General features: G+C 60.1%; 14 protein-coding genes. 4 read left to right on the top strand and 10 right to left on the bottom strand.

The window, feature by feature from the left end:
- The first annotated feature begins 61 nt into the window (after nt 1-61).
- A complete protein-coding gene (gene rdgC, locus PG888_RS15325) occupies nt 62-973 on the top strand; it encodes a recombination-associated protein RdgC (RefSeq protein ID WP_058054337.1) in 912 nt (303 codons plus the stop codon).
- A gap of 280 nt (nt 974-1253) precedes the next feature.
- Here rdgC and PG888_RS15320 read toward each other — a convergent pair whose 3' ends face one another.
- Together PG888_RS15320 and PG888_RS15315 are read right to left on the bottom strand one after the other, a co-directional pair.
- Nucleotides 1254-1724, bottom strand: coding sequence for an FKBP-type peptidyl-prolyl cis-trans isomerase (locus tag PG888_RS15320; protein ID WP_182970645.1), 471 nt, complete (start codon nt 1722-1724; stop codon nt 1254-1256).
- A gap of 174 nt (nt 1725-1898) precedes the next feature.
- Nucleotides 1899-3047, bottom strand: a complete 1149-nt coding sequence (locus PG888_RS15315) for a Na/Pi cotransporter family protein (protein WP_111805550.1) — start codon at nt 3045-3047, stop codon at nt 1899-1901.
- Between the two features lie 259 nt (nt 3048-3306).
- Here PG888_RS15315 and PG888_RS15310 point away from each other — a divergent pair, with 259 nt between their 5' ends.
- Nucleotides 3307-3690, top strand: coding sequence for a hypothetical protein (locus tag PG888_RS15310; RefSeq protein WP_182970646.1), 384 nt, complete (start codon nt 3307-3309; stop codon nt 3688-3690).
- A 140-nt stretch (nt 3691-3830) separates the two neighbouring features.
- Here PG888_RS15310 and PG888_RS15305 read toward each other — a convergent pair whose 3' ends face one another.
- From PG888_RS15305 to PG888_RS15285, 5 genes are all read right to left on the bottom strand, one after another.
- A complete protein-coding gene (locus PG888_RS15305; protein ID WP_042063535.1) occupies nt 3831-5177 on the bottom strand; it encodes an APC family permease in 1347 nt (448 codons plus the stop codon).
- Nucleotides 5177-5317: a hypothetical protein gene (locus PG888_RS15300; RefSeq protein WP_005338239.1), complete on the bottom strand. Its 141-nt coding sequence runs from the start codon at nt 5315-5317 to the stop codon at nt 5177-5179. Before PG888_RS15300 ends, PG888_RS15305 begins: the two co-directional genes overlap by 1 nt.
- 649 nt (nt 5318-5966) lie before the next feature.
- Nucleotides 5967-7316, bottom strand: coding sequence for an APC family permease (locus PG888_RS15295; RefSeq protein ID WP_182970647.1), 1350 nt, complete (start codon nt 7314-7316; stop codon nt 5967-5969).
- 366 nt (nt 7317-7682) lie between these two features.
- Nucleotides 7683-8972 (bottom strand): 4-aminobutyrate--2-oxoglutarate transaminase, encoded by a 1290-nt coding sequence (gabT, locus tag PG888_RS15290; RefSeq protein ID WP_201933792.1) that lies wholly within the window; start codon nt 8970-8972, stop codon nt 7683-7685.
- A gap of 245 nt (nt 8973-9217) precedes the next feature.
- On the bottom strand, nt 9218-10681 hold the full coding sequence (locus tag PG888_RS15285) for an NAD-dependent succinate-semialdehyde dehydrogenase (RefSeq protein ID WP_201933791.1): 1464 nt from the start codon (nt 10679-10681) through the stop codon (nt 9218-9220).
- Nucleotides 10682-11097: 416 nt separating this feature from the next.
- Between PG888_RS15285 and puuR the strand changes: the two genes are divergently transcribed.
- Both puuR and PG888_RS15275 read left to right on the top strand, forming a co-directional pair.
- Nucleotides 11098-11700, top strand: a complete 603-nt coding sequence (puuR, locus tag PG888_RS15280; protein ID WP_201933790.1) for an HTH-type transcriptional regulator PuuR — start codon at nt 11098-11100, stop codon at nt 11698-11700.
- 45 nt (nt 11701-11745) lie between these two features.
- Nucleotides 11746-13023 (top strand): NAD(P)/FAD-dependent oxidoreductase, encoded by a 1278-nt coding sequence (locus PG888_RS15275; protein WP_201933789.1) that lies wholly within the window; start codon nt 11746-11748, stop codon nt 13021-13023.
- 127 nt (nt 13024-13150) lie between these two features.
- Here PG888_RS15275 and PG888_RS15270 read toward each other — a convergent pair whose 3' ends face one another.
- The 3 genes from PG888_RS15270 to PG888_RS15260 form a co-directional block, all read right to left on the bottom strand.
- Entirely contained in the window at nt 13151-13399 is a 249-nt protein-coding gene (locus PG888_RS15270; RefSeq protein WP_005338226.1) for a DUF3297 family protein, read from the bottom strand.
- Between the two features lie 112 nt (nt 13400-13511).
- Nucleotides 13512-13940, bottom strand: a complete 429-nt coding sequence (locus PG888_RS15265) for an N-acetyltransferase (RefSeq protein ID WP_201933786.1) — start codon at nt 13938-13940, stop codon at nt 13512-13514.
- 137 nt (nt 13941-14077) lie between these two features.
- Nucleotides 14078-14389, bottom strand: a complete 312-nt coding sequence (locus tag PG888_RS15260; protein WP_201933783.1) for a putative quinol monooxygenase — start codon at nt 14387-14389, stop codon at nt 14078-14080.
- Nucleotides 14390-14867 lie beyond the last annotated feature (478 nt).

The following is a 14867-nucleotide window of genomic DNA, read 5'->3' as shown; positions in this document are numbered from 1 at the left end:
CTGATCACAAAGCGCCTCTCTAGTACAATGCCCGCCGGACAATCTAGAGACCGAGGACGCCATGTGGTTTAAAAACCTGCAGATTTATCGCTTTACCCGCCCCTTTGACCTGACCGTGGATCAGCTGGAAACCCAGCTGGAAGCCTGTGCCTTCACCCCTTGCGGCAGTCAGGACATCTCCCGTTTCGGGTGGGTCAAGCCCCTTGGCAAATTCGGCTCAACCCTGACCCACTCTGCCTCCGGCCACATCCTCATTTGCGCCCGCAAAGAGGAGAAGATGCTGCCCGGTAGCGTGGTCAAGGAGATGCTGGCCGAGAAGGTAGAAGCGATCGAGTTCGAACAGGGACGCGCCCTCAAGAAGAAAGAGAAGGAAGCGCTGAAAGAGGAGATCCTCCACACCCTGCTGCCCCGTGCCTTTAGTCGTACCAGCCAGACCTTCGCCTGGATCAATCCGGCCGACAATTTAATGGTGGTGGACGCAGGTTCTGCCAAGAAGGCGGACGATCTGCTGGCGCTGTTGCGCAAATCCATCGGCTCCCTGCCGGTGGTGCCGGTGGCCCTCAAGAACCCGCCCGAGATCACCATGACCGAGTGGTTGAACGAGGGCAATCTGCCCGCTTCCTTCACTCTGGAAGACGAAGCCGAGCTGCGCAGTGCCATGGAGCACGGCGGCATCATCCGCTGCAAACAGCAGGATCTGATGACCGACGAGATCAAAAACCACTTGGCCAACGACAAGCTGGTGACCAAGCTGGCCCTCAACTGGGGCGAGACTGTCAGCTTCGTGCTGGGGGATGATCTCTCCATCAAGCGCCTGAAATTCAGCGAAGAGCTGCGCGAACAGAACGACGACGTCACCAGCGAAGATCCGGCCGCCCGTCTGGATGCCGACTTCGCGCTGGTCACCTCCGAGCTGGCCCAGTTTATCCCGGCGCTGTTTGCCGCCCTGGGTGGCGAGGAGCAGTCCATCTAACCGGACTTGCGCCTGTTTGGCCTCTGCCATCCCATCGTAAAAACCGCCTTCGGGCGGTTTTTTTGTGGGCAACAGATGGGCGGGTGGCCGTTATGCAGAAAGGGATGGGGGCAAGGAAGGCTGCAAAAAGAGAGGGCCGACAAGTGATTTGTCGGCCCTTTCAGGTTTAGTCAGGCTGTTTTGAAATGAGCCACGCGCTGTTACTGAATGCCCGGCAGCTCCACATCAAAAATCAGCACGAAGGCTTAGTGGGATATTGCCACAGGGGCGTTCTGCGCGGTTACTGGATACCCAACAACTCTACGTCGAAGATCAGCACCGATCCCGGCGGGATTTTGCCCGCGGCGCGGTCGCCGTAGGCGAGGTTGGCGGGGATGTAGAAACGGGTCTTCTCACCTTCCACCATCAGCTGTACCCCTTCGGTCCAGCCAGCGATCACCTGATTGAGACCAAACTCGATGGGCTCGCCACGAGCGACCGAGCTGTCAAAGACGGTACCGTCCAGCAGCTTGCCCTCGTAGTGCACCTTCACCTTGCTGGTGGCGGTGGGATGAACGGTGCCGGTGCCCGGGGTCAGCACTTCGTACTGCAGGCCGGAGGCGGTAGTGGTCACCAGCGGCTTCTCCTTGTTGCTGGCGAGGAACTCGGCGCCAATCCGCACGTTCTCAACAGCCTGTTTTTTGCTGTTGCTGCTGGAGTAGAAGTAGTAGGCCACACCGGCAATGAGCAGCGCGATCAGTATGAATTTCATCGGTTTTTCCTGTTCCATGAAATGTAAAAAGTGCAATGAGGGCGCCATCTTATCGCGCACCGCTCCTGATGGCGAGCCACAGGGCGGGAGGATGTGAGCGGGCAGGCAAAGCCCGGCGACGTAGACGCAAAAAGGGGCGAGTCGGTGACTCGCCCCTTGTCATGGCGGCGGCGCTTACTTGGCGGCCACCATCATCAGGGCGGGCAGGGCGAAGAAGAGACCCGCCACATAACCCAGTGCCAGCAGCTTGTTCTCGCTGCCTACCCGGGCCAGCCCCTCTGCGGCGCGCACCGGCAGGTCACGCAGCAAGGGGATGCCATAGATGAGCACCACGGCGAAGACGTTGAACAGCACGTGGACCAGCGCAATGGTCATGGCCAGCTGGGCACCGGCTCCGCTGATGGCGGTGGCAGCGAGCAGGGCGGTGATGGTGGTGCCGATATTTGCCCCCAGGGTGAAGGGGTAGAGCTGACGAGTGCTGAACACGCCGCCACCGGCCAGCGGGATCATCAGGCTGGTGGTGGTGGAGGAGGACTGCACCATGATGGTCACCAATGCACCCGAGGTGATGCCGGTCAGCGGGCCACGGCCCAGCGCCTTGTGCAGCAGCTCTTTGGCGCGGCCGACCAGTACCTGTTGCAGCACTTTGCCGAGCCAGGTGACGCAGGCGAGGATCAGCAGGATACCGATGACGATGGTGGCGATGGCGGCACCCTTGCCCGGCAGGAAGGCGACGGCGCTATCGATCAGCTGCTGGGCCGGTGCGGTCAGCGGCTTCATGAAATCCATGCCCTTCATCGACATGTCGGCGGAGCCCACCAGCAGGTTGGCCAGCCACTCGGCGCTGTGTTGCAGCAGGCCGAACATCAGCTCCAGCGGCAGGAAGATAAACACCGCCAGCAGGTTGAAGAAGTCGTGCACGGTGGCGGCGGCGAAGGCGCGGCGGAACTCGGATCTGTCACGGATATGACCCATGGAGACGATGGTGTTGGTGATGGTGGTGCCGAGGTTGGCCCCCATTACCATGGGGATGGCCATGCCGATGGGCAGGCCGCCCGCCACCAGACCGACGATCACCGAGGTGACGGTGCTGGAGGATTGCACCAGCGCGGTAGCGAGAATGCCGAGCAGCAGGGCGACAAAGGGGTTGTTGGCAAAGGCGAAGATCCGGGCTGCACCCTCGGCGCCGCCGGAGAAATCTTTGAAGCCGTGGGAGATGGCGGCCACGGCGACCAGGATCAGGTAGACCAGTACGATGACACTCATCCAGTTGAACAGGGCGCGGGTCGCGGGCGGCTGTGACAAGGAGTGATGGTGTTGCATAAAGCCTCTTGGGACGGTCGTTCCGTCTTGGGTAGTTGATGACCCGCGCATTTAATCAGTGGTAAATGACAGAAATATGACAAAGTGACACTTTTGTGATGGTTTGATGACTGCGGTTTTTCGGGGCCGGTTCGACAAGAGGTGACGGATCAGGCCGATAATCTGGCGGCCAGGTGACTATCGACACAATAAGGCTTGTGATCCTCGGGCGGGACGCTATGCTGCGGCGTTTCTTTTGAGTCGTGGAGTAATAAGCGTGATGCGAGCATGGGTTATCTCTCTTTCCCTCGGGTTGTTGTCAGTCGGTGTGCAGGCCAAGTCAGTGCTGCAGCCGGAGTGCAATCTGGACAAGGCGCTGAAGAACGAGGCGATGGGTGCCTCCGTCGGGGTCAAGGGTCGTTGTGATACCGAGATGCTGATGCGTCAGCAGAAAGAGAAGGCGAAGGACGAGCTGAAAAATGGCACCGCCGATCTGCGCGACAAGGCGAGCGACAGCGTGCAGGGCGTCCGCGATGATGTCAACGCGACCCAGCGCAAGGCCGACAAGGCTGAAGATCAGCTGAAAAAAGCCCACAAGGATGTCAAAGCGGTGGCCAATGATCCGCTTAAGGCGGCTGCGACCGCGGTGATCAATAACGGTTGATGAGTCAGCCTTCCGGCTTGCTGCCGGGGGGCGGCGGCAAGGGCCGCCAGCGGGTCATCGACAATCGGCGATATAGCGCCGGTGAAATAGCAGAAGGGGAGCCATGGCTCCCCTTCTGTGTATCCGTTATCCGCAGAGGATCAGGCGTCAGCCGCTTCCTCGTACTGACGGAACGGGATACGGAACACCGCCAGACGCAGGAACAGATAGGTCACGCCGAGGCCAGCCCAGATCAGGCCCAGCTCCAGCGAGCTCTGCTCCAGGTTGATCCACAGGGCACCGATGGTGGCGGCGCCGAGCAGCGGCATCAACAGGTAGATGAGGTGATCCTTGAGGGTCTTGTTGCGCTTCTCGCGCACCCAGAACTGACCGATCACCGACAGGTTGACGAAGCTGAACGCCACCAGCGCCCCGAAGTTGACCAGCGCCAGCGCGGTATCCAGATCAAACGACACGGCGGAGAGGGCCAGACCGCCCACCATCAGCACGTTGATGGCCGGGGTGCGGTATTTCGGGTGGATGTAGCCAAACACCCGCTCCGGGATCATCCGGTCACGTCCCATCACGTAGAGGATGCGCGAGACACCGGCGTGAGCCGCCATGCCGGAGGCCAGCACTGCAACGGTGGTGCAGACCAGTACCACGGACTGGAAGAAGGTGCCGCCAACGTAGAGCGCGATCTCCGGCAGTACCGCATCCGGATGCTGGAAGCGGGAGAGGCTCGGGAAGTAGAGCTGCAGGCAGTAAGAGACCACCACGAAGATGACGCCACCGATGAGGGCCGTCAGCACGATCGCCTTGGGGATCACCTTGCCGGCGTTTGGAGTCTCTTCGGAGAGGGAGCTCAGACCGTCAAAGCCGAGGAACGAGAAGCAGAGGATGGTCGCACCGGTAAAGAGCGGCACCATCTGGGCAGAGTCGAAGTGGAACGGACGGCTGCTCATCAGGGTGCCCGCGCCTTCACCGTGGTAGATGCCCCACGCCATCAGGCCGATAAAGAGGGTGATGATGGCGAGCTGGATCACCACGATCAGACCGTTGAAGTTGGCCACCAGATTGATGCCGCGCAGGTTCAGGAAGGTCATCACGGTCACCAGACCGAAGATGAACACCCAGGGCTCGACGCCCGGGAACATGGCGGTCAGGTAGATCTTGGCCAGGAGGATGTTGATCATCGGCATGAACATGTAGTCGAGCAGGGATGACCAGCCGACCATGAAACCGACGTAGGGGTTGAACACCTTCTGGGCATAGGTATAGGCGGAGCCCGCAGAGGGGAACTTGCGTACCAGATGACCGTAGCTGAAGGCGGTGAGCAGGATGCCACCCAGAGCCAGCAGATAGGCGGTGGCGACCCGGCCTTCGGTGATGTCACCGACGATGGCGAAGGTGTCGAAGACAGCCATGGGGGTCAGATAGGCCAGACCCATCACAATCACTTGTGTCAGGGTAAGGGTCTTGAGCAGCTTGGCGTTTTGCGATGCCATTACGCTTTCTCCTCAATCAGTGCCGCAGCACGTGCTTGCAACGAGCGCAGGGATACGATGGATTCGCAAGCCTGTACATCAAGGGCGCCGGGGAGGCGCATACCGGGCTGTACCGGCAGGAAAGCATTAAAACGCCCCATTGTTATCCTCTCAACGTCGGGAGATTGTTTGGCAATCTCGAATATCACTTCCGGAAACGTTCCGGCCTCTTGTGGTGGGTTTGTACTGCACTTCAAAATAGAAAAACCGATGTCGCAGTGAACATCGGTCCTTTATTGGCGGCGTATTGTGCATTCGGTCAGCCCCCTTGACAAGCAATAATGGCCGAAAAACCGCATTTTTTTTGCATAACCGGGTGGCAGGTAAGTGGTCACTCGCCCCCTGCGGCTCGTCCCGGGCCTCCCCCCCTTTTTCGGGGGGGTAAACGTCCCCTTCCGTTGCGTATGAAAAAACGGCAAATCTGCGCTGCAGGGTGCATAAAGCCTCAACATTGATCCTGATCATATTTGCCATGGCCTGCCCGTGAGCGGGTCATGCCATGTTATCGGCTGACGGGTGAGATAGAGGGGGACGTGGAGGGAAATATTGCCTGCATATCCATTCACTTTAATGACTATGCTCATGGCGCAGTTTGGCCACGGCCGTGGCATGGCGAACTATGCGGGTGGGTAGTTATTTGAAATCAGTCACACTTCTCGCAAAAACTGCACTTCGGGAAACCCGCGCACCGCAGAAACAACAAGGAGCCCGCAGGCTCCTTGGTTGTTTATCGGAGGAGGGTGCCAGCGATTACTGGGCGATCTCCACCTTGTCGGCAGTATGCAGCGGGATGCGGAATACGGTGAGGCGCAGGAACAGGTAGATGGCCCCCAGCGCCGCCCAGATCAGCCCCAGCTCGAAGGAGGAGGGCTCGAGGTTGAGCCACAGTACCCCGATGCAGGCGGCGCCACAGAGCGGCAGCAGCAGATACATCAGGTGATCCTTGAGACACTTGTTGCGACCGAGCTTCACATAGAAGTGGGCAATCACCGCCAGATTGACGAAGGTGAAGGCCACCAGAGCGCCGAAGTTGATCAGCGCCAGCGCCATCTCCAGATCCAGCGACACCGCAGAGAGGGCCAGCAGGCCGACCAGCAACACGTTGAACGCCGGAGTCTGCCACTTCGGATGGATGTAACCGAAGAAGCGGGCGGGCAGGGCGCGATCACGACCCATCACGTAGAGCAGGCGCGATACACCGGCGTGGGAGGCGAGCCCCGAGGCCAGCACTGCCACAGTAGTGCAGACCAGTACCACCGCCTGGAACAGCTTGCCGCCGACATAGAGGGCGATCTCCGGCAGTACCGCATCCGGATGCTGGAAGCGAGAGATGTCCGGGAAGTAGAGCTGCAGGAAGTAGGAGGTGGTGACAAACAGCACGCCGCCGATCAGCGCCGTCAGCACGATGGCGCGGGGGATCACCCGATCCGCGTCCGGGGTCTCTTCCGACAGGGTACTGATGGCGTCAAAGCCGAGGAACGACAGACAGAGGATGGAGGCCCCCATCAGCAGCGGCGACACCTGGATCTGCCCGGAGAAGAAGGGACGGCTGCTCGCCACGGTGCCCAGCCCCTCACCGTTGTGAACGCCCCAGGCGATCAGTCCGATGAAGATGGCGATGATGCTGAACTGCATCACCACAATCAGGCTGTTGAAGTTGGCCACCAGCTTGATGCCGCGCAGGTTGAGGGCGGTCATCACCACCGCCAGACCGAAGATATAGGTCCAGGGCTCTACCTCAGGGAACAGGGCGCCCAGATAGATCTTGGCCAGCAGCATGTTGATCATCGGCATGAACATGTAGTCGAGCAGGGAGGTCCAGCCCACCATAAAGCCGACATAGGGGTGAAACACCTTTTGGGCATAGGTATAGGCGGAGCCGGCTGACGGGAACTTGCGCACCAGATGGCCGTAGCTCAGGGCAGTGAACAGCATGCCGATCAGGGCAAACAGGTAGGCGGTCGGCACATGGCCTTCGGTGATCTCGGTGACGATGCCGAAGGTGTCGAACACCGCCATGGGGGTGAGGTACGCCAGTCCCATAACCACGACTTGCCACAGCTTGAGGGTCTTTTTCAGACCAACCTGTTGGGCCGCCATTATGCATGTTCCTCATGCAGTGCCAGAGTGGCACGGTCCATCAACGAAACCGGGAGAGAGGCCCGGGAATCAAGGGCGCCAGGGCGGCGCACACCGGCCATGGCCGGTTGGAAAGCATTGAGATGCCCCATGTTGTTCCTCACAGAATGTGGTGTCGGGAGATTGCTGCCAATCTCGCTATCTTTTCCGGGGGTGATCCGGCCTCGTTTATGGGTTTGTTCACTGGTTAAAAAAGAACCGATGCCATTGTTTTACATCGGTTCTTTCAGTGGCGGCGCATTGTGCATTTGCAGGGCCCCCTTGACAAGAAAAAAAGGGGGCAAAATTGCATTTATTTGCACAGGTGAGCGGTCACTTTCCTGCTGGTCAGGCCAGCACGGCCTCCAGTGATTTTTCAAGGAGTTGCAGCCCCTCGTCAATCACTGCCGCAGGGGCAGTCAGGGGGGCGAGAAAACGGATGACATTTGCGCGCACCCCGCATGAGAGCAGGACCAGACCGCGCTTGCCCGCCTCGGCCACCAGTCGTTTGGTGAGGTCGGGATCGGGCTGGCTGGCATCGCGCTGTTTCACCAGCTCCATGGCCACCATGGCACCGGGGCCGCGAATTTGACCTATGCAGTCAAAACGCTCGGCTATGCGTTCCAGCCCTGCCTTGATCTGCTCGCCCTGATCCAGCGCTTTCTGGTTGAGTTTTTCCTCATCGATCACCTGCAATACCGCCAGTGCCGCGGCGCAGGCGATGGGGGATCCCGCATAGGTGCCACCCAGGCCGCCCGGCTTGGCCGAGTTCATGATCTCCGCCTTGCCCACCACGGCGGAGAGGGGGAAGCCCCCCGCCAGACTCTTGGCCAGGGTCATGATGTCGGGTTCAACCCCCGAATACTCGGTGGCGAAGGTCTTGCCGGTGCGGCAGAAACCGCTCTGGATCTCGTCGCAAATCAGCAGAATGCCGTGCTGGTCGCAGACGCTGCGCAGTTTTTGCATAAAGCTCGGGGAGGCGGGATAGAAGCCCCCTTCACCCTGCACCGGTTCGATGATGATGGCGGCCACGCGACTCGGCTCGATATCGGCGCTGAAGCAGAGGTCGAGGGCGTGCAGGGCATCCTCTTCACTCACCCCGAGATAGTCGGCGGGGAAGGGGATGTGGTAGACCTCCCCCGGGAAGGGGCCAAAGCCGGTCTTGTAGGGCACCACTTTGCCGGTGAGCGCCATCCCCATCATGGTGCGGCCGTGAAAGCCCCCCTTGAAGGCGATGGTGCCGCTACGGCCGGTGTGGGCACGGGCAATCTTGATGGCGTTCTCGACCGCCTCGGCGCCAGTGGAGAGAAACAGGGTGCGCTTCGGCGTCGGGCCGGGCACCAGGGCGTTGAGCTTTTCTGCCAGCTCGATATAGCCGGGATAGGGGGTGACCTGGAAGCAGGTGTGGCTGAATTTTTCCAGCTGTTCACGCACTGCCGCCAACACTTTGGGGTGGTTGTGGCCGGTGTTGAGCACGGCGATGCCGGAGGCAAAGTCGATATAGCGGTTGCCCTCCACATCCCACAGCTCGGCATTTTGCGCCCGGTCGATAAAGACCGGCAGCAGGGTGCCGACGCCGTTGACCACGGCCGCTTCGCGGCGCGCTTGCCACGCCTTGTTTGATTCTGACTGACTCATCTTTCCTCCCTGAGGGGCCGCAGCCCCGATATTCCCTGAACATGTGGCGGGCGATCTGGCGCCCATTGCCGCCGATCGGTGCAGATCGGCAGCCTGTGGTTTGCTCTGCAGCAGCCCTCTTGAGGTGAACAGTGGGCCACATTTAGCCCCCTGCCGCCTAGGGTGAGCTGCTGCATCTATCTATCAAAGCGATGGATTGAGTGGCCAAGGCATCTGTGAATGGGATGCCTTGGCTCTCTGCTGCCCTAGCGAATGGCGCCAAAGCAGAGGTATTTGGTCTCCAGATACTCCTCCAGCCCCTCGGCGGCCCCTTCCCGGCCCAGACCCGACTCCTTGATGCCACCAAAGGGGGCCAGCTCGGTTGAGATGATCCCCTCGTTGATGCCGACCATGCCGTATTCCAGCTGCTCGGCCACCCGCCACACCCGGGCGATGTCGCGGCCATAGAAGTAGGCGGCGAGCCCGTAGGGGGTGTCGTTGGCAATGGCGATGGCCTCGGCTTCGGTCTCGAAGCGCACCAGCGGCGCGACCGGGCCGAAGATCTCCTCCTGCAGGATGGGGTTGGTTTTAGCCACCTTGCCCAAAATGGTGGGTTGGTAGAAGAGGGGGCCGGCGGGATGGGCTTCGCCCCCCAGCAGCAGCTCGGCACCGGCGGCGACCGATTGCTGCACCAGTTCGGCCACCTTGCTGGCGGCGGCGGGGTTGATCAGCGGGCCAATCTGGGTGCCCTCTGCCATGCCATCCCCCACCTTGAAGGCACTGACGGCAGCGGTCAGTTTCTCGGCAAAGGCGTCGTAGACGCTGGCCTGCACCAGAATGCGGTTGGCGCAGACGCAGGTCTGCCCGGCGTTGCGGTATTTGGAGGCGAGCGCCCCGGCCACCGCGGCATCGAGGTCGGCGTCGTCAAAGACGATAAAGGGGGCGTTGCCACCCAGCTCCAGCGACAGCTTTTTCATTGTGTCGGCGCACTGGCGCATCAGCAGCTTGCCGATGCGGGTGGAGCCGGTGAAGGAGAGCTTGCGCACAGTCGGGTTGTTGCACAGCTCGTTGCCCACCGCGCTCGCCTGATGGCTGGTGACGATGTTGATGACCCCGGCGGGGATCCCTGCCTGCTCGGCAAGCAGCGCCAGTGCCAGCGCGCAGAGCGGGGTCTCGGCGGCGGGCTTGATGACGATGGTGCAACCGGCGGCCAGCGCCGGGCCCGCCTTGCGGGTGATCATGGCAATCGGGAAGTTCCACGGGGTGATGGCGGCGACGACCCCGACCGGCTGCTTGATGGTGGCCAGCCGGCGATCACCGCTAAAGCCCGGGATGGTGCGGCCATAGGCGCGTTTGCCCTCCTCGGCGAACCACTGGATAAAGCTGGCGCCGTAGGCCACCTCGCCCTTGGCTTCCGCCAGCGGCTTGCCCTGCTCGCAGGTCATGATGCGGGCCAGCTCGTCGCTGTGGGCGGTGATGGCGGCAAACCAGGCGTAGAGCTTGTTGCTGCGCTCTTTGGCGGTCAGCGCGGCCCAGGCGGGTTGCGCCGCGTGGGCCGCCGCGATGGCGCGGCGGGTATCCTCGGCATCCATGTCGGGCACCTGGGTAATGACGGCGCCGCTGGCGGGGTTGGTGACCTCGAAGGTGCGGCCGCTGGCGGCATGGCACCACTGTCCATCTATATAGGCGCGGGATGTGATCAAGCTGGAGTGAGATGTTGTTCCTGACATGAGAAGCCTCGAGTGTGGGTCAGAGCAGCTGGTTGCCGGAGTGAGCCGACCCTTCCTGCGCCGCTGCCGTATAAAATAATAAGCACAGGAAGACCATAATTTGAGCTGAAATGTTTTTCAAGTGTTAAATATATTTGAATTGCCGGGGGGCGTCATGCTAGAAAATGGGCTGTGTAGCGCGTTTTTCCCCGTTCGCTTGCTGGCTGCAAGTGGGCAAGCGACCGGGAGACGGTAAATCAGGTGTGCAAAATAATGAACGGTTGCGCTGTGTAACATAGTGAACGGCAAGGGAAAGCTGGTCGGCTATTTTAACCAGTAGGGTAAACAGGCCACGCGTGATCCGAGGCGATCACGCGCGAGCAGGGGAGGCTGATGATGCAAGGATGCAGAGATAGCGCAGCAAGAGGGGGCTTGCCATGAGCGGGCCACAGAGCAGGGAGAGCGTGGCCCGTGGGCTGGGTGCGGCAGACGCTGGGGCGCACACCATGGGGGAACGATTGGCGGCGGTGCGCCATCAGCTGGGGCTCTCCCAGCGGCGAGCGGCCGAGCTGAGCGGCCTGACCCACGGCGCCATCTGCATGATCGAGCAGGACAAGGTGAGCCCCTCGGTCGCTTCCCTGCAAAAGCTGCTCACCATCTACGGCCTGCCGCTGTCGCGCTTCTTCGCCGAGGAGGAGAGCCGCACTCCGGAGGTGGTGATCAAGGCTGATCAGCTGATCGAGCTGGGCAGTCAGGGGGTCTCCCTCAAGCTGGTGCACAACGGCAACAACCGTCGCCAGCTCGGCTTTATGCTGGAGACCTATCCCCCCGGCACCGACACCGGAGGTCAGGTGACCCATCAGGGGGAAGAGGTCGGCACTGTGCTGGAGGGGTCGGTGATCCTGACGGTGGCGGGCCAGAGTTATCAGCTGGAGGCGGGCGACAGCTATGTGATCGACACCGGCGAGCCCCACAGCTTCAGCAATCCGTCGGGGGAGACCTGTCGCATCGTCAGCGCCCACACCCCGGCCAGTTTTTAATCCAGGCAGTAGTTTGGCAACCGAACCGGTAAGGAAACAGGGATCATGACCGAACATGTAAACAGTTACTACGCAGCCAGCGCCAATAAACACGCGCCCTACCCGACATTGACCGAGCAGCTGGAGTGTGACGTCTGCGTCATCGGGGCAGGTTATACCGGCCTCTCCAGCGCCCTGCATCTGGTGGAGAAGGGCTACAAGGTGGTGGTGCTGGAGGCGGCCCGGGTCGGCTTTGGCGCCAGCGGCCGCAACGGCGGCCAGATCGTCAACTCCTACAGCCGCGACATCGACACCATAGAAGCGAACTGCCCGCCGGATCAGGCCAGGCTGCTCGGTTCCATGTTGTTTGAGGGGGGCCAGATTATCCGCGAGCGGATCAAGCGCTACAACATCCAGTGCGATCTGCAGGAGGGGGGCGTCTTTGCCGCCGAGACCGAGAAGCAGCTGCACGAGCTCAAATCCCAATACGCCCGCTGGCAGAAGTGGGGCAACGACCAGCTGGAGCTGCTCGATGCCAAGGGGGTGCGCGAGGTGGTCGCGAGCGATCGCTACGTCGGCGCCCTGCTCGACAAGAGCGGCGGCCACATTCATCCCCTCAATCTGGCGTTGGGGGAGGCCGAAGCGATCCGCATGCAGGGGGGGCAGATCTTCGAGCAGTCCGCCGTCACCAGCATCACCCCGGGGCAGCCGGCACTGATCAAGACCGCCAAGGGGGCGGTGAAGGCGCGCTTTGTGGTGGTGGCGGGCAACGCCTACCTCGGCAATTTGGTACCCGAGCTGGCGGGCAAGAGCATGCCCTGCGGCACGCAAGTGATCGCCACCGAAGTGCTGGGGGAGGAGCGGGCCCGTTCACTGTTGCCGCAAAACTACTGTCTGGAGGATTGCAACTACCTGCTCGACTACTACCGCACCTCCGGCGATCACCGGCTGCTCTATGGCGGCGGCGTGGTCTATGGCGCGCGGGATCCGGCGGATATCGAGCGGCTGATCATCCCCAAGATGCTGAAAACTTTCCCGCAACTGGCGGGGGTCAAGGTGGAGTACACCTGGACCGGCAACTTCCTGCTCACCCTGTCGCGGCTGCCGCAATTTGGTCGCATCGGCCCCAACATCTACTACATGCAGGGCTACAGCGGCCACGGCGTCACCTGCACCCATCTGGCGGGCAAGCTGCTCTCCGAGGTGCTGAGCGGTCAGGCGGAGCGCTTCGATGCCTTTGCCAAACTGCCGCACTACCCTTTCCCGGGTGGTCGGCTGTTCCGTATCCCCTTCACCGCCGCGGGCGCCGCCTGGTATACCCTGCGCGACCGGTTGGGGGTATAAGGGCCGCCCGGCGAGAGATGCGTGCTGGTGCTTGCCGCTCTGCGAGCGCAGATGCCAGCAGCAATGCCGGAAACAACGAGGCCACCGCGAGGGTGGCCTTGTTGTTTATCAAACTGCAGTGCGCGGTTTAGCTGTAGAAAGCTTCAACGGTGCCCTTGAGCTTGATCAGGATGGGCTGACCACGGCGATCCAGCGCCTTGGGGGAGGGGATCTTCACCCAACCTTCGCTGATGCAGTACTCCTCGACATCGGTGCGCTCTTTGCCGTTCAGGCGAATACCGATCGGGTGCTCGAAGCAGGCAGCCACATAGTGAGGGCTGCGGGGATTGCAGGAGAGGTGATCCGGCAGAGCCGGTTTGGTGCTGGTATCGCTCATCGATATAACCCGAAATGAATAAAAAGTGGGTCATTGTAGAGAATGCCGCCATGGCATTCAAGGCAGCCAAAAAACAGGTAAAGAGCGCTCGCCATCGCTATGGGCGCTCCGCTTATCCCCGTTGCCAATGCATCACCAGCTCGGGGCGGCCGCTATGCGCGCACAACTGCTGCTCACCCTCTTTGAAACCGTTGCGGCAATAGAAGCGCCGCGCCTGCTTATTCTCGGCGTAGACCGTCAACTCGAGCCGGTCATAGTGTGCCTTGAGGTGATCGAGCAGTCGGCGACCCAGCCCGTGTGACTGATAGCCAGGGGAGATAAACAGTGCGGCGACAGACCCCTGATACCAGGAGATAAAGCCCAGCAGCTGACCATCCTCCTCATAGACCCAGCTCTTGCTGGCGGGCAGGTAAATATCCCTCATCGCCGCCCGTTGCTCGAGCCAAAAAGCGGCGGGAATAAAGTCGTGGGCTTGCGCCGATGCCTGATACCAGAGCTCGACGGCGGCATCCAGATCGGCTGTTAATAATGGGCGGATCATAGTGGCCTTAATAACAAAGAGTGGAAGTAACGTAGGCTCGATGAGCGCAGCGTAATCGGCATTCGCGGTAGCGAGAGGAGGAAGAGTGCTGCGCGCCACCCGGTTCGCCACCTTGGCCAAAACGGCAAGGCTGTGATTTATGTAATCTGTGTCGCCGTCATGCCGGTTACCGTACTTTCTGTCACTGTATAAAAGCGCTCGACATTGACGGTTATATCTCCCCAGCGGGAAGATTTGACTCTGGCCTGATGCGCTTGAAAAGCCGCCTCATCAACAAAATCTTCGTAGACATCGAAGCGGCAGGGATTGAGAGGATCTTGGTTCACCTTAAAGATCAGACAGCCGGTTTCAGATCGGGTTAACTGGATATGGTTATCAAGTTCATCCTTGACCGCAGCCAAATCGTTGGGGGGGACGATAATAAATCCTTTTAATATTACTCTGCTCATTATTCACCTTGAAGGTTGAGAGGCGCCATTATTTCATGTTGAATATTTTATTAGCATTCATTTCGGCAAACTGTCCTGATAAAGTCTGCGCCAAACTTTGTTAAAGTAAGTTCTTTTCTCTCTAGTCTTGTTGATGTTTGCTTGTCTTTTATAATTGTATTTTTCAGCGTTTGAATGTCATTTATTAAATCCACCATTACTCTTGGATAGTCTTCAATTCTACGAGGGACAGAGTAATGTTTTTTCCCCACAAACTTTACTAGGGAAGGTGCGAATAAGCGGGGAAATTCTTCTCGGCTGACTCAGTCATTTCATTTCTTCATGTTTGAGCCGATTTTTTCTCCCGTAAATGCCTTGAATCAGCCTATTTAGACCGTTTCTTCGCCATTTAAGGCGTTATTCCCAGTTTTTAGTGAGATCTCTCCCACTGACGTATCATTTGGTCCGCCCGAAACAGGTTGGCCAGCGTGAATAACAT

The organism is Aeromonas sp. QDB23, from assembly GCF_027707745.1.
Lineage (GTDB): Bacteria > Pseudomonadota > Gammaproteobacteria > Enterobacterales > Aeromonadaceae > Aeromonas > Aeromonas allosaccharophila.
The sequence above is the reverse complement of the archived record's forward strand: the minus strand, read 5'-3'. Positions and strand labels throughout refer to the sequence as shown.